The sequence below is a fragment of the Methylobacterium oryzisoli genome (assembly GCF_046557895.1).
In the GTDB taxonomy this organism is placed as follows: domain Bacteria; phylum Pseudomonadota; class Alphaproteobacteria; order Rhizobiales; family Beijerinckiaceae; genus Methylobacterium; species Methylobacterium oryzisoli.
Map to the genome: position 1 here is coordinate 73,496 of NZ_JBKIBX010000002.1, position 19,586 is coordinate 93,081.

Annotated in this window: 17 protein-coding genes and 1 pseudogene; 15 read left to right on the forward strand and 3 right to left on the reverse strand. The window is 73.0% G+C overall.

Annotated features, from left to right (window positions below):
* The first annotated feature begins 246 nt into the window (after window positions 1-246).
* The 4 genes and pseudogenes from ACKUB9_RS02715 (at window position 247) to ACKUB9_RS02730 (ending at window position 3,305) form a co-directional block, all read left to right on the forward strand.
* Window positions 247-1,434, forward strand: coding sequence for an MFS transporter (locus tag ACKUB9_RS02715; RefSeq protein WP_407519209.1), 1,188 nt, complete (start codon window positions 247-249; stop codon window positions 1,432-1,434).
* Window positions 1,371-1,784, forward strand: a pseudogene (locus tag ACKUB9_RS02720) (DUF2721 domain-containing protein); the annotation flags it as partial. The gene ACKUB9_RS02715 and the pseudogene ACKUB9_RS02720, both read left to right, overlap by 64 nt.
* A gap of 145 nt (window positions 1,785-1,929) precedes the next feature.
* Window positions 1,930-2,367, forward strand: a complete 438-nt coding sequence (locus ACKUB9_RS02725) for a PRC-barrel domain-containing protein (protein WP_407519211.1) — start codon at window positions 1,930-1,932, stop codon at window positions 2,365-2,367.
* Between the two features lie 32 nt (window positions 2,368-2,399).
* A complete protein-coding gene (locus ACKUB9_RS02730; RefSeq protein ID WP_407519213.1) occupies window positions 2,400-3,305 on the forward strand; it encodes a hypothetical protein in 906 nt (301 codons plus the stop codon).
* Window positions 3,306-3,310: 5 nt separating this feature from the next.
* On the opposite strand, the gene ACKUB9_RS02735 is transcribed toward ACKUB9_RS02730, so the two are convergent.
* Window positions 3,311-3,706, reverse strand: coding sequence for a hypothetical protein (locus ACKUB9_RS02735; RefSeq protein WP_407519215.1), 396 nt, complete (start codon window positions 3,704-3,706; stop codon window positions 3,311-3,313).
* A gap of 196 nt (window positions 3,707-3,902) precedes the next feature.
* On the opposite strand from ACKUB9_RS02735, the gene ACKUB9_RS02740 reads away from it, so the two are divergent.
* On the forward strand, window positions 3,903-5,057 hold the full coding sequence (locus ACKUB9_RS02740; RefSeq protein WP_407519217.1) for an alpha/beta hydrolase: 1,155 nt from the start codon (window positions 3,903-3,905) through the stop codon (window positions 5,055-5,057).
* Window positions 5,058-5,091: 34 nt separating this feature from the next.
* On the opposite strand, the gene ACKUB9_RS02745 is transcribed toward ACKUB9_RS02740, so the two are convergent.
* A complete protein-coding gene (locus tag ACKUB9_RS02745; protein WP_407519218.1) occupies window positions 5,092-6,063 on the reverse strand; it encodes a DUF2336 domain-containing protein in 972 nt (323 codons plus the stop codon).
* A gap of 131 nt (window positions 6,064-6,194) precedes the next feature.
* Complete coding sequence (locus ACKUB9_RS02750) at window positions 6,195-9,365, reverse strand: flagellin N-terminal helical domain-containing protein (RefSeq protein WP_407519220.1); 3,171 nt, start codon at window positions 9,363-9,365, stop codon at window positions 6,195-6,197.
* 269 nt (window positions 9,366-9,634) lie between these two features.
* On the opposite strand from ACKUB9_RS02750, the gene ACKUB9_RS02755 reads away from it, so the two are divergent.
* The 10 genes from ACKUB9_RS02755 (at window position 9,635) to ACKUB9_RS02800 (ending at window position 19,223) form a co-directional block, all read left to right on the forward strand.
* Window positions 9,635-10,633, forward strand: a complete 999-nt coding sequence (locus tag ACKUB9_RS02755) for a helix-turn-helix domain-containing protein (protein ID WP_407519222.1) — start codon at window positions 9,635-9,637, stop codon at window positions 10,631-10,633.
* Window positions 10,634-10,882: 249 nt separating this feature from the next.
* Entirely contained in the window at window positions 10,883-11,332 is a 450-nt protein-coding gene (gene rpsF / locus ACKUB9_RS02760) for a 30S ribosomal protein S6 (protein ID WP_407519224.1), read from the forward strand.
* Between the two features lie 2 nt (window positions 11,333-11,334).
* A complete protein-coding gene (gene rpsR, locus ACKUB9_RS02765) occupies window positions 11,335-11,589 on the forward strand; it encodes a 30S ribosomal protein S18 (RefSeq protein ID WP_048464729.1) in 255 nt (84 codons plus the stop codon).
* Between the two features lie 116 nt (window positions 11,590-11,705).
* Entirely contained in the window at window positions 11,706-12,677 is a 972-nt protein-coding gene (locus ACKUB9_RS02770) for a DUF2232 domain-containing protein (protein WP_407519226.1), read from the forward strand.
* A gap of 80 nt (window positions 12,678-12,757) precedes the next feature.
* The gene (rplI, locus tag ACKUB9_RS02775) at window positions 12,758-13,327 is read left to right on the forward strand and encodes a 50S ribosomal protein L9 (RefSeq protein WP_407519228.1); all 570 of its coding nucleotides are present in this window, start codon (window positions 12,758-12,760) and stop codon (window positions 13,325-13,327) included.
* Between the two features lie 336 nt (window positions 13,328-13,663).
* Window positions 13,664-15,151 carry a replicative DNA helicase gene (locus ACKUB9_RS02780; RefSeq protein WP_407519229.1) on the forward strand — a complete coding sequence of 496 codons (1,488 nt, stop codon included), beginning with the start codon at window positions 13,664-13,666 and terminating at the stop codon, window positions 15,149-15,151.
* Window positions 15,152-15,206: 55 nt separating this feature from the next.
* Window positions 15,207-15,704, forward strand: coding sequence for a DUF29 domain-containing protein (locus tag ACKUB9_RS02785; protein WP_407519231.1), 498 nt, complete (start codon window positions 15,207-15,209; stop codon window positions 15,702-15,704).
* Complete coding sequence (gene alr, locus ACKUB9_RS02790) at window positions 15,701-16,837, forward strand: alanine racemase (RefSeq protein WP_407519232.1); 1,137 nt, start codon at window positions 15,701-15,703, stop codon at window positions 16,835-16,837. Before ACKUB9_RS02785 ends, alr begins: the two co-directional genes overlap by 4 nt.
* A 212-nt stretch (window positions 16,838-17,049) precedes the next feature.
* Entirely contained in the window at window positions 17,050-18,489 is a 1,440-nt protein-coding gene (gene radA, locus ACKUB9_RS02795; RefSeq protein ID WP_407519233.1) for a DNA repair protein RadA, read from the forward strand.
* Between the two features lie 137 nt (window positions 18,490-18,626).
* Entirely contained in the window at window positions 18,627-19,223 is a 597-nt protein-coding gene (locus tag ACKUB9_RS02800) for a CvpA family protein (RefSeq protein WP_407519235.1), read from the forward strand.
* Window positions 19,224-19,586: the final 363 nt, after the last annotated feature.

The following is a 19,586-nucleotide window of genomic DNA, read 5'->3' on the forward strand; positions in this document are numbered from 1 at the left end:
GGGTTTTCCTCCTCTTCACCGCGTTCGGCAATCCCCCGTTAAGCACGCGGCGGTCAGGGTCCTTCCATGTTCCTCGCCGCCCTCACCCTCGCCTTCTGCGCCGCAGGCGCCCTCATCCTCGGCCTCGGGGCCGCGGTCTCCGCCGAGACGCCCCGGGACTGCCCGCACGAGCCGGGCTTCCTCTGACGCCGCGCGGGTCGGAGCGCTCCGCGTCCCCGGCCCGCCCCAGGGGCGCCGTCCCCGCCGATGCTGACGCGCTTCCTCGTCGTCTACGCGGCGCTCTACGCCGGCTACGGCCTCACGACCCCGTTCCTGCCCTCCTTCCTGGCGGAGCGGGGTCTTTCGCCCGGCGAGATCGGGCTCGTGCTCGCGGCGGGCCAGGCCGTGCGGCTCGCCGCCGGACCGCTCGCGGGGCGCGCCGCCGACCGGCTGTCCGCGACCCGGGGGGTGCTGGCCGCCGCGGCGCTGCTCTCGGCCGCCACCGCGCTCGCGTACCTGGCGGGAAGCGGGCTCACCGGGCTCCTCCTCGTCGGCGTGGCGCATGCCGCCGCGACGGCGCCGCTGGCGCCGCTCGCCGACGCGCTGGCGCTGGCGGCCGTCCGCACCTCCTACGGCCGGGTGCGCGGGGCGGGCTCGGCGGCCTTCATCGCCGGCACGCTGGCCGCCGGGCAGGTGATCGCCTGGAGCGGACTCCCGGCACTCCTCGTCTGCGGCGCGGCCCTGTTCGGGATCATGGCGCTCGCGGTCGGGCGCCTGCCCGGCGGCGGTGCGCCGCCGCAGCCGGTCCGGCCCCGCGCGCTCCTGCGCTCGGCCGCCTTCCGCCGTCTCGTGCTGGTGGCCGCCCTGGTGATCGGCAGCCATGCCATGCACGACGCCTTCGCGGTGCTGCGCTGGCAGGCCGCGGGAATCGGCCCCGGCACCGCGAGCTTGCTCTGGGCCGAGGCGGTGGCGGCGGAGGTGCTGGTCTTCACCCTCCTCGGCCCGCCCCTGCTCGACCGGCTCGGCCCCGCCCGGGCGCTGGCGCTGGCGGGGCTCGCGGCCGGTTTTCGCTGGGGCGTGATGGCCGAGACCGCGTCGCTGCCGGCGCTCGTCCTCGTGCAGGCGCTGCACGGGCTCACCTTCGCGCTCCTGCACCTCGCCGCCATGCGGCTCCTCGCGGCGACGGTGCCGCCCGCCCTCGCGGCCACCGCGCAGACGCTCTACGGCACCCTCGGCCTCGGCCTCGCCACCACGCTGACGACGCTGGCGGCCGGCCCGCTCTACGGGCTTGCCGGCCCGCGGGCCTTCTGGGCTATGGCGGTGCTCGCCCTCGCCGCGGTCCCGCTCGCGCGCGGATTGAGGGCGCCCCCCGTCGAACCGCCTGGCCCGCCATGCCCCCTCCCCTCGACCCCACCGCCCTCGACAGCACCGCCCACATCATCCAGGTGGCGCTGACGCCGGTCTTCCTGCTCGGCGGCCTCGCCACGCTGCTCAACGTGTTCTCGACCCGGCACGCGCGCATCGCCGATCAGGTCGAGAAGCTGGCCGGGCGCCCCGGCGAGGCGGCGCGGCTCGAAGGCCTGCGGCGGCGCAGCCTCGCCCTCGACATCGCGGTGGTGCTGGGCGCCCTGGGCGGGGTCGCGACCTGCGGGGCGGTGCTCACGCTGTTCGTGGGCGCGCTGCGCGACGCCGCGGTGGCGACCGTGCTGTTCGGCCTGTTCGGGGCGGCGATCCTGTGCACCCTGTGCGCGCTGTCGGTCTTCGCCGCCGAGATGATGCTGGCGAGCCGCGACGTGCGGGTCGAGGCGGCGGGACGGGCGGCCGCAGGAGCGGGCGCAGGAGCGGGCGACGGAGCGGGCGACGGAGCGGCGGAAGAGGTCGCCCCCGAGGGCGCCGCCGGAACCCGCGCGCCGGGGCAGGGTTCCCTGAGGTGAGGACCCGGAGGGAGCCATGCCGACCGAACTGCCCAACGAACGCAGCATCCGCCCGCCGGGCTCGATGGAGCTCGATCCCAGCGGCGAGGGCGTCGCGCTCGACGAGACCCGCCGCCTGATCGCCTCGAACAAGGTCGAGGGCACGGCGGTCTACGACCGGGCCGGCGAGCATCTCGGCACGATCTACAACTTCATGGTCGACAAGGTCTCGGGACAGGTCGCCTACGCGGTCCTGTCCTTCGGCGGCTTCCTGGGCATCGGCGAGAGCTACCATCCGGTGCCCTGGCGCGCGCTGCACTACGACGTGACGCTCGGCGGCTACGTCATCGACGTCGATGCCGACGCGCTCGCGGGCGCGCCCAGCCACGGCCCCGACGAGGACCCGTTCGCGGATCCGGATTTCGGGGGCAAGGTCGACGCGCACTGGGGCAGCCGCCGGCCCGCCACGGCCTGACCGCCATGGAGGCGGGGGCGCCCGAGGGGGAGGTGGGCCGCGGCGCGGGCTTCGGCATCGCGCCCGGCGGCCTGAAGCGCCCCGGCGTGCTCGTGGCGATGCCCTTCGACCGCAACCTGATCGCGCGGTTCCGCGAGACCTTCCCGACCGCGCGGTTCCGGCGAACCTCGCGGCGCTGGTTCGTGCCCGGCACCACGGCCGAGCGGCGCGTCGATGCCTGGATCGGCCGCGAGATGTCGCTGCGCGACGCCTACGCGGACGACAAGGGCCGCGACGCCTACGCGTTCGAGCCGCTGGAGAGCCGCTACCTCGCGCCCGCGCCCGAGGGACTGATCGTGCGCACGCCCTACTCGCGCACCGTGGTCGAGACCCTGCGGGGCATCGCCCCGGCCCACTGGGACCCGGCCCTGCGCGCATGGCGCGTGCCGTGGCGCGCCTACGAGGACCTGAAGGCGGTCTGGCCGACGATCGAGGAGGCGGCGGCCCGCAACGAGCCGCACGCCAAGCGGGCGCGCCGTGCGGCGCGGGATCCCGAGGCCGAGAGCGAGCGGCGGCGCCACCGCTTCCCGGTGCCCGCGGACGACCCGCCCCCGCTCGGCGTGCCGGTGGAGACCGCCGCCTACGGGGTCGTCACCTTCGAGGCGCTCGACGCCGAGCCGGTCGAGGCCGGCGCCCTGCCCGCCAGCTACGCACCGCTGCCCGCGTCGGGCCGCTACGTCTGGGGCTGGTGGCGGATGCCGACACCCGCCGAACTGGCCGGGATCGTGCCCGCCGCCCGCCCGGACGACCTGCGCCGCGGCTGGTGGCCGGCGACCCGCGACGGGCTCGACACGCGCCGGCGCCACCTGCGCGAGGCCGAGCGCGCCCGCGCCACCCGGGCGCGCGCCACGGAGGAGGCCACGGAGGAGATCGCGGTGGACGCCTCCGAGGAGGCGTGAGCGGATCAGAAGCTGCCGCCGACCCCGACGCCGCCGCCGGTCATCGTCGGCGCGAGGCCGCCGCGGCTGGTGGACCGGCTCGGCCCGGCATCCTCCAGCTCCTCGCGGCGGATGCGGCGCGTCGTCTCGGCGCCGGCGGTGCCGCTCCCGCGGGCGGTGGTCGGCACGTCGAGGCGGCGGGTGGGCTGGGTCGGCATCACGCGGTCGGGATCGGCCTGCGAGGGGGTGACGCCGCGGGCGGGCGCCCGCAGGTCCGCCCGGGCCGAGGGCGGCGGGCCGACATCGCTCGCCGGCAGGACGCCGCCGGTCTGGCCGAGCGGGTTGCTGATGCAGCCGGCGACGAGCGTCGTCGCGGCAAGGACGAGGCAGCCCCTCAGACGGGCCTTGGTCAGGATGGACATCGGTCTCCCCGAAGAGTCGTTTGGGGCGTCCCTCGAAGCCGGGCCGCTCTCCTGTGCGCGTCTGCTCTAGCGGGCGAGTGTGGCAAAGACCAGTCCGCCGTCCGGCAGCTCGACAACAGTTCTTGCCCGTCTGGCCCGGCCCGTGCATTCGTGCACGGGCCGCCCGCTCCGCGACGCCCGACGAGAGAGCCCGCCGATGCCCCGCCGCCGGTCCGCCGCCCTGCTGCCCGTCGCCTGGGCGGCCCTCGCCCTGGCGCCCGTCCAGGCCCAGGCCCAGGCTCAGGTCCCTGCGCCGCCCGCGGCCAGCGCCCCGGACTTCGCCCGGATCGAGGCCGAGCAGAGCGCCGCCAACGGCAAGGCCGGCCCGCGCACCGTCCCGGGACGGCGCATCCCGGTGCCCGGCACCGTCAGCCCCGAATTCCAGGCCGCCATCGCCGCCCCCTATCGGGCGCCCGCCTGGAACGCCAATCCGGGCAGCGCCGCGGAGTGGAAGGCCCTGGTGGCCAAGCTGGCGGCCCAGACCGCCGCCCCGCTGCCCGCGTTGCGGGAGCGGCTGGGGGTCGTCTCGACGCCCGAGACGATCGGCGGGATCAGGGCGTGGGTCGTCGCCCCGCGAGAGATGCCGGCGCGCAACCGCAACCGCCTGCTCGTGCACATCCACGGCGGCGGCTACGTCTACAACCCGGGCGAGGCCGGCACGCTGGAGGCGGTGCTGATGGCGGCCTTCGGCGGCTTCACGGTGGTGTCCTTCGACTACCGCATGCCGCCCGACGCGCCCTTCCCGGCCGCGATGGACGACGCCATGGCGGTGTGGCGGGCGGTGCTCCGCCTGCAGCGCCCCGAGAACATCGCGGTGTTCGGCACCTCCACGGGAGGCGCCATGACGCTCGCCCTGATGCTGCGCGCGCGCCAGGAGGGCCTGCCCCTCCCGGCCGCCATCGCCCCCGGCACGCCGTGGTCGGACCTCACCGAGACCGGCGACAGCTACAAGGCCAACGAGTGGCTCGACAACGTGCTGGTGTCCTACGAGGGCTACCTCACCCATGCGGCGCGGCTCTACGCGGGCGCCCACGACCTGAAGGATCCGCAGCTCTCGCCGATCTACGGCGACCTGCGCGGCCTGCCCCCGACCATCCTCACCACCGGCACGCGCGACCTGTTTCTGTCGAACACGGTCCGCACCCACCGCAAGCTGCGCCAAGCCGGCGTGGAGGCCTCCCTCCAGGTGTTCGAGGGCATGAGCCACGCCCAGTACCTGTTCAACGCCGACGCGCCGGAGACCCGCGAGGTCTTCGCCGAGATCGCCGCCTTCTTCGACAGGCACCTGGGCACCGAGGCGGCGACGCGCTGACGCCCGCGCGGACCGGCCCGGACCCGGGCCCTCGTCAGTGCGATCCGGCGGACGCCGCCTGCGCGGCGATGGGCGGCGACCGGCGCCGGCGCACCCGCAGGAAGCCCGCGAAGACCGCCGGCCCCAGGCCCGCCGCGCGGACGAGGTGCAGGAGCGGGCGGGCATCCTCCGCGTCGAGGGCTTCGAGCACGGCGTGGCGCGGCACCGCCGCCAGATGGGCGAGGCCGAACACCGCCTCGGTCGTGCGGCCGCTGCCGAGCCAGTGCCGGATATCGGCCTCGTCGAGCCCGATCCGGATGCGCAGGGCCACGGCGCTTCCGGCCTGCTGCGCGTCGACGGGGGTGCCGCGTGCCGCCCGCTCCGCCCCCTGCTTCGCCGCGGCGCGGCGCGCGACGGCCCGGCCGGAGGCGCAGCTCCGCAGCAGCGCGGCCCGCCGCTCCGCCGGGATGTCTTCGCGCGCGGCGAGCCCGGCCTCGAACGCGACCGCGTCGGCGATGCGCGGCGCCAGGAGGGAGAGCGCGCGGTCGGACAGGCGCGCGCCCGGGTTGCGCACCAGGGCCTGGAGCACGTCCTCGTCGCCGCGCCCGGCGAGGGTTTCCGCCACGCGCTCGCTCACCGCCTCGCGCCCGGCGATGGCCGCGAGGTGGGGCTGGCCGCGCGTGCGGGCGATGCGGAGCAGGACCGCGTCGGGGATCGGCCGGCAGCGGCGCAGCACCGGCGCGGCCACCGGCGCGGCCGGATCGGCGGCGAAGCGGCGCACCAGCCTGGGCGGGGGCGCGGGCAGGCGGCTGATCCGCTCCGCGACCGCGCCGCGCTCCTCCACTCCGGCGCTCTCGCACAGCACCGCGATCACCTCGTCGAAGACCGTGACCTGGCCATCGGCGAGATCGGGCGCCTGCGCGACGAGAAGATCGGTGATCTCCCGCAGCATCCGCCGGTGATGCGCGGAATCGGCTGCCTCGGCGGCCAGCGCAGCGTCGTCGATCAGTTCGGCCAGGGGTGACAAGGCGTCCTCATGACAGGCCCGGCGCGGAGGCCCGCGCGACGGCGGGAGCGTGACAGGTCGGCGCGAGGCGGGCGCGGCGTCCGGCGCCCGCGCGTGGGCGGAGGGCGGCGCGGGGCCGCCCTCCGCTTGGCTCACCGCAGGAGCTGCAGGATGCCCTGCTGCGCCTGGTTGGCGAGCGAGAGCGCCGAGACCGCCAGCGAGTTGCGGGTCGACAGGGCCTGGGAGTTCGCCGCCTCCTCGTTCAGGTCGGCGTTGGTCAGGTTCGCCGAGCCGGTGTCGAGGATGTTGATCAGGTTCTTGGTGAAGTCCTGACGGTTCTGCACCACCGAGAGATTCGAGCCGAAGGTCGAGGACTGGCTGCGCAGCGTCGTCGTCGCCGCCGTGAGGGCGTCGATGGTGGAGTTGATCTCGGTGTCCGACTGGAAGTCGCCCGCGACCGCGTTGAGGCCGAGCCCCGCCGCGTCGAAGCGCACGCCCTCGATGTCGAGGCCCGAGGTGTTTCTCTCGTTGAAGGCGATGTGCAGGGTGTTGTCGCCGGCGCTATTGCCGGTGCGGTAGATCAGGTTGACGCCGTTGAAGCCGGAATCCCGGGCCTGCTCGGAGATCTGCTGCAGGATCCGGTTGTACTGGGTGGCGAGGGTGGAGCGGACCGAACTCGTGCCCTTGCTGCCGCCGACGTCGGTGCCCGCGGCGGTCTGCGTCGTGGCGCTGCTCACCCCAAAGCCGATGTCGGTGGTGCCGGTCCCGACGACGGCGAGCCGCTGGGTCGATCCGGACGCCGTGGTCGAGAGCTGGAGCTTGTTGTCGACCACGCTCGCCTTCACGTTGCCGGACAGGCCGGTATCCGCGTCGATGGCGTCGTTGACCCGCTTGGCGAGCGCCGCCGCCGTGAGCGTCTCGCCCACGCCGGTGCTGATGTTGATCGTGGCGGCCTTGTTGTTCCCGAGCTTGAGGGTGAAGGAGGCGTTGGAGCTGGCACCCACCGCCGTGGTGGGGAGCGTCAGGTTGCCCTTGATGGTCGCCGCCGAGGACCCGTCGGTGGCATCGACGCCGGAGGCGGAGATGCCGGCCGCCGCCGTGCCGGAGCCGACCGAGGGCACGCTCTGGTTGCTGTTGGTCGTTCCGAGGCCGAGACCGGCCGTGTCGCTGGTCGCCGTCAGGGTCGGGGCCGTGGCCCCCAGGCCGACGGCGTTCGCGGTCACCCTCAGGGCGTTGGCGGCGAAGGACACGGTGGCCTTCACGGAGCCCGGACCCGTCGCGGTGTCGAGCTGACGCTGGATCGCTTCGGCGACCTTGGCCTGGCTGGCCGAGGTGCCGATCGCGACGCCGTTCTTGTCGAGGCTCAGCGCGTTGATCGTGACGTTGGCGGTGTTGGTGCCGTCGGAGATCGCGAAGACGCTCGACTTGCCGCTGGTGAGGTCGATGGTCGTCGCCGCCGTTCCGCCGGCCGTCACGCTGGCGCCGGCACCGATGCCGAGCCCGATCGTGTCGCTCGCGGCCGTGATCGCGGGCGGGGTGGTGCCGGTGTTGGGGCCGACGAAGGCGAGCTGGTTGGTCGCGTCCAGATACGCCGAGCGTCCGCCGGTGAGCTGGGCGTTGATCGCGGAGACGAGCTGCGACCGGTTCGGGTTGGAGCCGATCGCGGCGCCGTTGGCGTCGAGCGACGTCGCGCTCAGGGTGATGGCATCGCCGCCCACCGTGAAAGCCGCGGTCTTGCCGGCGCTGAGGTCGAGGTTGGCCGGGATCGCGGTGCCGAGCGTCGTGCGGTTCGGGGTGCTGAACAGCCCGATCTGGTCGGTGAGACCCGCGCCCGAGGTCGTGACGGTCGGCGCCGCCACGTTGTTGGCCGTCGTGGCGATCGTCAGCACGTTGCTGCCGATCGACGCCGTGATGGTCGAGTCGAGTTGCTCGTTGAGGGCGTCGACGAGTTGCGCCTGCGTGAAGCTGTTCCCGAGCCTCGTGCCGTCGGACTTCAAGGTGTCGGCGTTGATCGTGACCGTTTGGGCACCGACTTGGAACTTCGTGGTTTGCCCGACGCCGAGCGTGACCGTCGCCGGGATCACCGCCGTGAAGGCGACCGTACCAGGCGTGCCCGCGCCGCCCGGCGTCGAGACCGGAGCCGGGATCGTGCCGTTGGTCGCGGTTGTGGTGCTCGTGGCGGCCGCGGCCGTGCTCGCGGCGGCCGTGAAGGTGCTGAAGCCGATGCCGCTGGCGCCGGTGCCGGCGGAGGTGTCGAGGCCGCCGACGACCGAGATCTGCGCATCGGGGCCGACATCGGCCGAGGTGATGACGATCTTGTTGGCGTCGGGACCGGTGCCGAGGCTGGCGGTCGCGGTCGACCCGGCGTCCTTGAGCTGCTTGTTGATGGCGTCGATCACGCCCTGGCGCGTGGCCGAGGTGCCGAGCGTTCCGCCCAGGGCGTCCGTCGCCGAGGACGAATTGAGCGTGACGGCGACCGAGCGGGCGCCGTCGCCGACCGTGAAGGTCGCGCTAGTGCCGGCGGCGAAGGCCGTGGTGGCGGCCAGGGCGGCGTTCGCCGTGACCTTGGCGGCGGTGGGGGCGGAGGTGGATTTGCCGTAGCCGATGTCCACGGTGGCGTTCGCCGACCCCGCGACCTTGAGCTGCGAGGCGGCCCTGGTCGCCGTCGTCGTGAAGGTGATGCGGCCGTCGGGGCTCGTGCCGGCGGAGACCTTGCCGTTGAGCGAGGCGCTGCTGGCGATCTGGCCGTTGATGGCCGTCAGGATCTGGTCGGCGGTCACCTTGGTCAGGTCGGTGCCGCTGCCGGCGAGCGTCGTGGCATCGAGCTTGATCGTGGTCTTGGTCAGCCCGCCGTCGAGGGAGATGTCGAGGGAGGCGTCCTTGGCGGCGCTGGAGAGATCGAAGGTGGTGACGCCGGCGGCGTTCGTGGTGCCGAGGCTGGCCAGCGTCGCGCCGCCGGTGACCTTGGCCGCCTGGGCCGCAGCGCCGCCCTGCACGCCCCCGGTGCCGCCGGTCTTGTCGGCGAGCGCCTGCTGGGCGGTCGACTTCGCGGTGTCGAGCAGCTTCTGGAGCGAGGTGATGCCCTGGTTCGCCGACTGAATCGCCTGGATGCCGTTCGAGATGCCGTCGAGCAGGCTGCTCAGATCCGAGGATCGCGCCGTCAGGCTCTGCGCCGTGAAGAAGTTGGTCGGGTTGTCGAGCGCAGAATTGACCTTCTTGCCGGTCGAGAGCCGGCTCTGCGTCGTCGAGAGCAGGTTCGCCGTGTCCTGAAGCGACAGCAAGTTCTGACGCGTCGCGGCCGAGAGAGTGATGCTGGAAGCCATCGCGCGGTATCCAATCGAGCGGAACGCCAAATTCTTTGGCCGGTCCAGTGAACGCCGCGAAGATTGATGGACTCGATAAAATGTTCCGCTTCGAAACCTGATTTTCTCCCTTTCCGTCTGGTATAAGTATCATTTTGTCTCAAAGGATTTTTAAGGATGAAATTGTACAAAAATAGGCGCTTTCCGTCTCAGACGACCCGAAATGCCCTTGGGGCATGCCGATTTGGCATGCTACGACGCTGCGTCACCGCCTCCCCGTGCCCTCCCCCGTGCCGACGCTTCTCCATCACCGCTTCGCGCCGCCGAGCGACCCGGCCGCCCTCGGCCCGGCGTGGTGCGAGCAGATCGCCCCGATGTTCCGGGCGGAGCTGACCCGCCCGCCCGCGGCGGGGCGCATCGGCCTGTCGACCTTCCATCTGGGCGACCTCATCGTCGGCGAGATGGCGGCGCCGGCCCAGCGCCTGGAGCGCACCGATCCGATGATCGCCCGGCAGGGTCTCGACCACGTGCTGATGCAGTTCCACGAGAGCGGCACCAGCCGCGTCGAGACCGCCCGCCACCGGGGGTCCGTCGCGGCCGGCCAGGTCGTGCTGTTCGACCTCGCGCAGCCCGTCGTGGTGGAGGCGGATCCGGTCTCGGCGACGACGCTCCTGATGCCCCGCGTCCTCGTGGCGGACGGGATCGGCCCGATCGAGCCGCTGCACGGCCGCGCCTTCGCGTACGAGGGCGATCCGGTGAAGCAGCTGCTCCACACCTACCTGCGGGGGCTGATCGCCTGCGGCGCGCAGCTCGCGCCCCACCAGCTCTCGGGCGTGTCGCAGGCCGCCTCCAAGCTGTGCGGGGCCGGTTTCCGCCCGGAGGCGGGCGCGGCCGATCCGGTGGAGATCGGGACGCACGTCGCCATCCGGCAGTTCATCCAGCGCGAGCTTCATTCGGCGGACCTCGGCGTCGAGGCGCTCACCGCCCGCTTCGGCCTCTCGCGCTCCACGCTCTACCGGCTGTTCGAGGCGGAGGGCGGCGTCGCCCACTACATCCGCGACCGCCGCCTGATGCAGGCGCTGCGGCTCCTGACCGAGGCCGGCAGCCGCCGGCGGGTGTCGCAGGTCGCCTACGCCACCGGCTTCTCGGACGAGAAGACCTTCAGCCGGGCCTTCCGGCGCCGCTTCGGCATGCTGCCGCGCGAGGCCCGCGCCGCCGCGCCGGCCGCGCCGCCTCCGCCCGGGGACGCCTCGGTGCTGCACGGCTGGATCCGCAGCCTCGCGGCCTGACCAGCCCTTGCCCTTCCGGCGAAACCTGCTATAGGCCGCGCCTCGCGTTCGCTCCGGCCGGGGGCTGAACGGACGGTGCCGCGCGTCGGCACAGGGGCTCAGCGCCCCGGCGTCCCGTGTCTCCGCCTTCGAACATACCGCTCGGGCCTAAAGCAGGCTCGAAGGGCTTGGCGCCGTGCGACGCGACCGAAACCGGCCCGACCGTCCGATCCCTTCGGCGCGACGGCCCCACCCGAGGATCTAGGCCCAATGGCTCTCTACGAGCACGTGTTCCTGGCCCGCCAGGACGTGACCTCGCAGCAGGTCGAAACGATGGTCGACACCTACAAGGGCGTCATCGAGTCGAACGGCGGCAAGGTCGAGAAGACCGAGATGTGGGGGGTGAAGTCCCTCGCCTACCGCATCAAGAAGAACCGCAAGGCCCACTTCACGCTCCTCAACATCGACGCTCCGCCGGCGGCGCTCGCCGAGATGGAGCGGCAGATGCGGATCTCCGAGGACATCCTGCGCTTCCTCACCATCCGGGTCGAGGCGCTGGAGGCCGAGCCCTCCGCGATGATGCAGAAGCGCGACCGCGACGAGCGCAAGGACCGCGAGCGCGGCCGGCGTCGCGACGAGGACGGCTTCGGCGGCGGCGGCGAGCGCGGTGACCGTGGCGACCGCGGTGAGCGCGGCGGCGACCGGAACGAGGAGAACTGATCATGGCATTCGGTGCTGGTGGCGGCGGTGGTGGCCGTCGTCCGTTCTTCCGTCGGCGCAAGACCTGCCCGTTCTCGGGCCCCAACGCCCCGAAGATCGACTACAAGGACGTGAAGCTGCTCTCCCGCTACGTCTCGGAGCGCGGCAAGATCGTGCCCTCCCGCATCACCGCGGTCTCGGCCAAGAAGCAGCGCGAACTCGCCCAGGCGATCAAGCGCGCCCGCTTCCTCGGCTTCCTGCCCTACGTGATCCGCTGAGCCGGCGGCTCTCCTGATAATCCAACCCGGCGGGCCCTCGGTCCCGCCGGGGTCGTTGGGGCGGCGCCCGCCCCTAACCCCGCCCGATCCCAGGGCGGCGGGACAGCGGATCGAACATGGCCCATTCCCTCGGCATCGGCGTCGTCGCCGGCCTCGTCTCGGCCCTCCTCATCGGGGTGATCGTCAAGGCGACGCCGCTCGCGCTCATCCTCTACCTGCTCGCCCCGCTGCCGATCCTGATCGTGGCGCTGGGCTGGAGCCACCGGGCGGGGCTGGTGGCCGCCGCCACCGGCACGCTCGCCCTCTGCCTCGCCTCCTCGCCCCTGCGGGGCCTCGCCTTCCTGGTCTCGACCGCGCTGCCGGCATGGTGGCTGAGCTACCTCGCGCTGCTCGGCCGCCCGGCCCCGAACGGCGGGCCGGGGCTCGAATGGTATCCGCTGGGCCGGCTGCTCGCCTGGGTCGCGGTCACGGCGTCGGTGGCGCTCCTCCTCGTGGTGATGCTCTCCTCGGGCGACCACGCGGCCTACCAGGAGCGCATTCGGCGCATCGCCCAGGCGGTGCTGCAGATCCAGTTCCAGGGCCTCCAAGAGCCCGGCCAAGAGCCCGGCGCCGCGATCCCGCCCGAGAGCGACCTCGCCCGCCTCGCCGACCGCCTCGCCGGCCTCGCCCCCGGCATCATGGCGGTGACCCTCACGCTGCTGCTCAGCTTCTATCTCTGGGCGGCGGGCCGCATCGTCCACCTGTCGGGCCGGCTGCCCCGGCCCTGGCCGGACATCCCGGCGACCGCGATGCCGCGCCGGGTGCTGCTGGGCCTCGCGCTCGCCGGCCTGCTCACCCAGGCGCCGGGCTATGCCGGCACCTTCGGGGTCGGGCTCCTGGGCGCGCTCAGCGCCGCGCTGGCGCTGCAGGGCCTCGCCGCGGTGCACGACCGCAGCCGCGGCCGGCCGGGCCGCACGGCGCTGCTGATCGGCCTCTACGTGCTGGTCTTCCTCACCCAGGGCCTCGCCTTCGTGGCGCTCTCCCTGTTCGGCCTCATCGACGCCCTGCTCGGCCTGCGCCGCCGCCCCGCGGAGGCGCCGAGCCCGTGACCCATCCGGCCGGGTTTCCGGCCGCATGCCATCGGCCGCCCCGCGGCCGAATCCCATCCGACCCAGAAGGAGAGACGACGATGGAAGTGATCCTGCTCGAGCGCGTGGCCAAGCTCGGCCAGATGGGCGAGACCGTGAAGGTCCGCCCCGGCTTCGCCCGCAACTACCTGCTGGCGCGCGGCAAGGCCCTGCGCGCCACCGAGGCCAACAAGAAGCGCTTCGAGGACCAGCGCGCCCAGCTGGAGGCCCGCAACCTGGAGCGCCGCACCGAGGCACAAGCCGTGGCCGACAAGCTCGACGGGCAGAGCTTCGTGCTCATCCGCCAGTCGGGCGAGACGGGCGTGCTCTACGGCTCGGTCTCGACCCGCGACCTCGCCGAGGTGCTGACCCAGAACGGCTTCACGGTCAGCCGCGAGCAGTTCAGCCTCAACCAGCCGATCAAGACCCTCGGCCTCCACACGGTCCCGGTGGTGCTGCACCCCGAGGTCGAGGTGACGGTGACAGTCAACGTCGCCCGCAGCCCCGAGGAGGCCGAGCGCCAGGCCCGCGGCGAGTCGACCGTGGTGCGCGACGAGCTCGACCTCGAAGAGCTCGGCCTGGAGGTCGGTGCGGCGCTGGCCGAAGCCGGCCCCGAGGCCGACGACCGCTGATCGGCCGGCGGAGCGGCGTCGGTCGCTCCGCTCAAGACCCTGGCCCGCATCGGCTTCAATGCCGGCCGGGTCCTGCGCCAACGCATGGCGCAGGGGGTGGGAATCCGGGAGAGCGGGGACAATCCGCATCTCCCGGCTTGACTTGTTCCGCTTTCGTTCCAGCATATCGGGGCCCGCCGCGCGACAGCCGGCGGGCCTCGTCGCGTTGGGGCGGGTGTGGCGTCCGGGCCGCCGATCGGCGCCGGGTCAAGCTTTGGTCAAGGATGCCGGTGCCATGGTCGCCGGACGAATCAGGATCGCGCGCCTCCTCGGCCGCAACGAGACGGAGCCCGCCGGATGGCCATTCCCAGCACCCTGACGGCGAACCTGGAGCCGGTGACGCAGGAATATCGCGTCGCGCCCCACAACATCGACGCCGAGCAGGCGCTGCTGGGCGCCATGCTGGTCAACAACGACGCCTATTACCGCGTCTCCGACTTCCTCCTCCCCGAGCACTTCATGGAGGAGGTGCACCGGCGGATCTTCGAGGTGGCGGTGAGCCTGATCAAGGCGGGCAAGCTCGCCTCGCCGATCACCCTCAAGACCTATCTGGGCGACGCCGACCTCGGCGGCCTGACGGTGAGCCAGTACCTCGCGCGGCTCGCCGCCGAGGCCACCACGGTGATCAACGCCGAGCATTACGGGCGCACGATCTACGACCTCGCGCTGCGGCGGCGGCTCATCACCATCGGCGAGGACCTCGTCAACGGCGCCTACGAGGCCCCGGTCGAGACCTCGCCGCGCGACCAGATCGAGGCCACCGAGCGGCGCCTCTACGAACTGGCCGAGACCGGCAAGTACGACGGCGGCTTCCAAAAGTTTTCCGACGCGCTCACGGCCGCGGTCGACATGGCCGCCAAGGCCTACCAGCGCGAGGGCAAGCTGTCGGGGATCGCCACCGGCCTGTCCGACCTCGACGCCAAGATGGGCGGGCTGCAGCCCTCCGACCTGATCATCCTCGCGGGGCGCCCCGGCATGGGCAAGACCTCGCTCGCGACCAACATCGCCTTCAACATCGCCAAGGCCTATACCGGCGAGAAGCAGCCGGACGGCACCATGAAGACCGTGAACGGCGGCATCGTCGGGTTCTTCTCGCTCGAAATGTCCGCCGAGCAGCTCGCCACCCGCATCATCGCCGAGCAGTCGGGCGTCGCCTCCTACAAGATCCGCCGCGGCGACATCCGCCCGGAGGATTTCTACAAGATCACCGACGCCGCCCGGGACATGCAGACGATCCCGTTCTACATCGACCAGACCGGCGGCCTCTCGATCGCCCAGCTCGCCGCCCGCGCGCGCCGGCTCAAGCGCCAGCGCGGCCTCGACCTCCTGGTGGTGGACTACCTCCAGCTCCTCTCCGGCGCCGCCAAGAAGGGCGACAACCGCGTGCAGGAGATGACCGAGATCACCACCGGCATGAAGGCGCTGGCCAAGGAGCTGGAAGTGCCGATCGTCGCGCTCTCGCAGCTCTCCCGCCAGGTCGAATCTCGCGACGACAAGCGCCCGCAGCTCTCGGACCTGCGCGAATCGGGCTCGATCGAGCAGGACGCCGACGTGGTGATGTTCGTCTTCCGCGAGGAGTACTACGTCAAGAACAAGAAGCCGCGCGAGGGCACGGAAGAGTTCTTCACGTGGCAGGCCGAGATGGACCGCACCATGGGCAAGGCCGAGGTGATCCTGGGCAAGCAGCGCCACGGCCCGACCGGCACCGTCGAGCTGCAGTTCGACGCCGAGATCACCCGCTTCTCGAACCTCGCCCACGGCGACCGTCTGCCCGAGCAGATGTGATAGGCTCCTGCCGGTCGGCGTCTCCCCGCGCCGGCCGTGATGCGGAGATCGGCGGATGGCTCCTCCGGACACCCTGACCGCGGACCGCGCGATTGCGGCGCGGGACGAAGGCTGCGAGGGCGACCTCTACACCTGGGCGATGCAGCAGGCGGAGCATCTGCGCCGCGGCGAATGGTCGAAGCTCGACGCCGTGAACGTCGCGGAGGAGATCGAGGAGGTGGGGCGCGAGCTGTCCGACCGCCTGGAGAGCGCGCTCAGGGTCATCCTCCTGCATCTCCTCAAGTGGGATCATCAACCGGAGCGGCGCTCGCGCAGCTGGACGGTCTCGATCCGCACCCAGCGGGTGATTGCGGAGCGCATCCTCGCGCGGCACAGGGGGCTGACGCATCGCCTGATTGAGGCCATCGGGCAGGCCTATCGCCTCGCCGTCATCGAGGCGGCGGGCGAGACCGGCCTCGATGACGAGACCTTTCCGCCGGATTGCCCCTACACGCTCGACGCGATCATGAATCGTCCCATTCCCTGGCCCGCGCCCGAGGGTGGTCGGGCATGACGGAGAGCCACGGCGCCCGCCTGACCGTCGACCTCGACGCGCTCGCGGCGAACTGGCGGATCCTCGCGGCGCAGGCCCCGGGCGCGGAATGCGCCGCCGTGATCAAGGCCGATGCCTATGGCTGCGGCATCGCGCGCGCCGCCCCCGCCCTGTGGCGGGCCGGGTGCCGGACCTTCTTCGTCGCCCACCTGTCGGAGGCGCAGGCCGCCCGGGCCGCGGTGCCGGAGGCGGTCATCTACGTCCTCAACGGGTTTCCGCCGGGGAGCGCGGCGGCCTACCGGGCGGGCGGCTTCCGGCCCGTGCTCGGTTCCCGGGCCGAGATCGCCGAGTGGGCGCAGGCCTGCCGGGCGCTCGGCGGCGCCCTGCCCGCGGCGCTCCACGTCGACACCGGCATGAACCGGCTCGGCCTGTCCGTGCCGGAGGCCCTCGACCTCGCGGGCGATTCCCCGCTCGGCGCCCCCGCGCTTCTGATGAGCCACCTCGTCAGCGCCGAGGTGGCGGGCGATCCTCTCACGGCCCGGCAGGTGGCGGAGTTCGCCCGTGTGCGCGCCGCCTTCCCGGGCATGCCGGCCTCGCTCGCCAACTCGTCGGGCACCTTCCTCGGGCCGGAGGCCCGCCACCAGATGGTGCGCCCGGGCTACGCGCTCTACGGCGGCAACCCGACGCCGGACCGCCCGAACCCGATGCGGCCGGTGGTGCGGCTCGATGCCGGGATCCTGCAGCTGCGCGCGGTCTCGCGCGGCGAGACCGCGGGCTACAACGCCCGCTGGACCGCGCCGGGGCCGCGCCGCCTCGCCACGCTCTCGATCGGCTACGCGGACGGCTATCCCCGCTCGGCCACCGGACAGGGCGTGGCCCTCGTCGGCGGAGTGCGCTGCCCCTTCGCCGGCACCGTCTCGATGGACCTGATCATCCTCGACGTCACGGACGCGCCCGAGGCCGCCCTGGCCCGCGGGGCCCCCGCGACCCTGATCGGCGAAGGGCTCGACGTGGACGAGGTCGGGCGGCGGGCCGGCACCATCGGCTACGAGATCCTGACCGGCCTGGGGAAGCGGTTCGATCGTCATTATATCGGGGACGAGCCCGAGACGCGGGGGGAACCCCTCTCCCGAGTGGGAGAGGGGCAGGGGTGAGGGTGCAGGTGGTGCCGCAGGATATCTCGACGCTGCCGCTACCAGCACCACGCTTCGTGACTGAGCCTGACCCGTTCCGCTCCGCTCACCACACCTCGCGCTTCACTGCGGCGCCGTCACACCCTCACGCGGGATCTTCGATCCCCTGCCCCTCTCCCATCCGGGAGAGGGGTTCCCTCCGCGTCCCGTCCTGACCCCGCGCACCGCAGCCCATGGCCAAATCCCACCAGACCTTCGTCTGCCAGTCCTGCGGGGCGGTCTACAACCGCTGGCGCGGGCGCTGCGAGGCGTGCAACGGCTGGAACACGATCGTGGAAGAGACCGGCCCGGCGAGCCCGGCGGCCGGCCCGATCGCCACGCGGCCGAGCCGCGCCAAGGGCCGGGTCTTCCCGCTCGAAGGCCTCACCGGCGAGGCCAAGCAGGCGCCGCGCACGCCCTCGGGCATCGCCGAACTCGACCGGGTCACGGGCGGCGGCTTCGTGCGCGGCTCGGTGATCCTGCTCGGGGGCGATCCCGGCATCGGCAAGTCCACGCTCCTGATGCAGGCCTCCGCGGCGCTGGCCGCCAGGGGAGAGCGCGTCGCCTACATCTCGGGCGAGGAGGCGGTGGGGCAGGTGCGGCTGCGGGCCGAGCGCCTGGGGCTGGCGCAGGCGCCGGTCGAACTCGCCGCCGAGACCAACGTCGAGGACATCGTCGCCACGCTGACGCAGGGCCGCCCGCCCGCGCTGGCGATCATCGATTCGATCCAGACCATGTGGACCGAGACGGTGGAATCGGCTCCCGGCACGGTCACGCAGGTGCGCGGCTCGGCCCAGAGCCTGATCCGCTTCGCCAAGACCACCGGCACGGCGGTGATCCTCGTCGGCCACGTCACCAAGGACGGGCAGATCGCCGGCCCGCGCGTCGTCGAGCACATGGTGGACGCGGTCGCCTCCTTCGAGGGCGACCAGGGGCACCATTTCCGCATCCTGCGGGCGGTGAAGAACCGCTTCGGCCCCACCGACGAGATCGGCGTGTTCGAGATGACCGACGGGGGCTTGGCCGAGGTGCCGAACCCCTCGGCCCTCTTCCTGGCGGGGCGCGACCTCGCCGCGCCCGGCACCGCGGTCTTCGCCGGCATGGAGGGCACCCGCCCGCTCCTCGTCGAGATCCAGGCCCTGGTCGCCCCCTCGGCGCTCGGCATGCCGCGCCGCGCGGTGGTGGGCTGGGACCCCAACCGCCTCTCGATGGTGCTGGCGGTGCTGGAGGCCCACGGGGGCATCCGGCTCGGCGGCCACGACGTCTACCTCAACGTGGCGGGCGGCCTGCGCATCTCCGAGCCCGCCGCCGACCTCGCGGTGGCGGCCGCCCTGGTCTCGTCCCTGTCGGGCACGCCGCTGCCCTCGGACGCGGTGTATTTCGGCGAGATCGGCCTCTCGGGCGCGGTCCGCCCGGTGGCGCAGGCGCCCGCGCGGCTGAAGGAGGCGCAGAAGCTCGGCTTCGCCAAGGCGCTGATGCCGCAGGGCCGCGGCGAGGCGGCCGAGCGCGGCCTGTCCGCGGAATCGCTGCGGCACATCGCCGACCTCGTGGCGGGCGTGGCGGCGGGCCGTCCGGTCCGCAAGGGAGGGGAGGCACGGCGCGCCCGGGTGCCGGCCTACGACGACGAGGCCTGAGCGCGAGGAAGCCTGAGCGCGAGCCTGCGGTGACCAGCCCGGGTGACGGACTGGCCGCGGCAGCGTATAGGGTGGGAGCGGCCAGGGGCAGCCGCGCCCTGTCCAGCCAACGTCGTGCGCTCCCGGTCGTTCCTGCGATGCCGTTCTCCGTTCTCGATCTCGTCGTCCTCGGTGTGGTGGTGATCTCCGCCCTGCTCGCGGCGGTGCGCGGCTTCACCCGGGAGGTGCTGGCCATCGTCGCCTGGGTCGCCGCCGCGGCGCTCGCCTGGTACCTGCACCCGATGCTGCAGCCGACGCTGATGCAGCACATCTCCAGCGAGACCGTCGCCCGCGTGGTCTCGATCGCGGCGATCTTCCTCGTCACCCTGCTGGTCGTCTCGATCATCACGGTGAAGATCTCGGACCTCATCCTCGACTCGCGCATCGGCGCCATCGACCGCAGCCTCGGCCTCGCCTTCGGGGCGGCGCGCGGCTTCCTGATCTGCGTGATCGGCTGGGTCTTCCTGGCGTGGCTGGTGCAGGGCAAGGTGCCGGACTGGGCGCAGCAGGCGCGCTCCAAGGACATCCTCGACAACACCGGCCAAAAACTCGTGGCGATGCTGCCCGGCAACCCCGACGAACTGCTCAAGCAGTTCCGCAAGCCCAAGCCCGAGACCGATCCCGGCAACGAGGCGCCGGCCGAGGCCGACACGCCGCCGCAGCGCCGCACCGACGCGGCCCCGGCGCGGCGTTGAGGCCCGCACGGGAAAAGACCGGGCGGATCAAGGACCAAGCAGCAGGTCAGCCTTGCGCGCGATGCGGATCCGCGCCTTGGCTCCGCCCCACTCCGTACCTACATGTGCGGCACGGTGCCGGCCCGGATCTGCCGGATACCAACGTGTGTCGTGGATGAGCGGATCGTCGGCCTCGCGGGAGCATGCGGGGTGGGCTAGAGCTTTTTCCGACGAAGTGGATACCGGTTCGTCGCAGACAATGCGGCAAATCAAAGGCTAGAGCAGCGGGGGGGGGGGGGGGGGGGGGGGGGGGGGGGGGGGGGGGGGGGGGGGGGGGGGGGGGGGGGGGGGGGGGGGGGGGGGGGGGGGGGGGGGGGGGGGGGG

Excerpts from the sequence above, each read along its gene's own strand:
- ACKUB9_RS02735 (WP_407519215.1), bottom strand. The coding sequence starts at position 3,706 with ATGTCCATCCTGACCAAGGCCCGTCTGAGGGGCTGCCTCGTCCTTGCC.
- ACKUB9_RS02780 (WP_407519229.1), top strand. The coding sequence starts at position 13,664 with ATGGCCATTCCCAGCACCCTGACGGCGAACCTGGAGCCGGTGACGCAG.
- ACKUB9_RS02785 (WP_407519231.1), top strand. The coding sequence starts at position 15,207 with ATGGCTCCTCCGGACACCCTGACCGCGGACCGCGCGATTGCGGCGCGG.
- ACKUB9_RS02740 (WP_407519217.1), top strand. The coding sequence starts at position 3,903 with ATGCCCCGCCGCCGGTCCGCCGCCCTGCTGCCCGTCGCCTGGGCGGCC.
- ACKUB9_RS02770 (WP_407519226.1), top strand. The coding sequence starts at position 11,706 with ATGGCCCATTCCCTCGGCATCGGCGTCGTCGCCGGCCTCGTCTCGGCC.
- radA (WP_407519233.1), top strand. The coding sequence starts at position 17,050 with ATGGCCAAATCCCACCAGACCTTCGTCTGCCAGTCCTGCGGGGCGGTC.
- ACKUB9_RS02715 (WP_407519209.1), top strand. The coding sequence starts at position 247 with ATGCTGACGCGCTTCCTCGTCGTCTACGCGGCGCTCTACGCCGGCTAC.
- rpsF (WP_407519224.1), top strand. The coding sequence starts at position 10,883 with ATGGCTCTCTACGAGCACGTGTTCCTGGCCCGCCAGGACGTGACCTCG.
- ACKUB9_RS02750 (WP_407519220.1), bottom strand. The coding sequence starts at position 9,365 with ATGGCTTCCAGCATCACTCTCTCGGCCGCGACGCGTCAGAACTTGCTG.
- ACKUB9_RS02725 (WP_407519211.1), top strand. The coding sequence starts at position 1,930 with ATGCCGACCGAACTGCCCAACGAACGCAGCATCCGCCCGCCGGGCTCG.
- rpsR (WP_048464729.1), top strand. The coding sequence starts at position 11,335 with ATGGCATTCGGTGCTGGTGGCGGCGGTGGTGGCCGTCGTCCGTTCTTC.
- rplI (WP_407519228.1), top strand. The coding sequence starts at position 12,758 with ATGGAAGTGATCCTGCTCGAGCGCGTGGCCAAGCTCGGCCAGATGGGC.
- alr (WP_407519232.1), top strand. The coding sequence starts at position 15,701 with ATGACGGAGAGCCACGGCGCCCGCCTGACCGTCGACCTCGACGCGCTC.
- ACKUB9_RS02800 (WP_407519235.1), top strand. The coding sequence starts at position 18,627 with ATGCCGTTCTCCGTTCTCGATCTCGTCGTCCTCGGTGTGGTGGTGATC.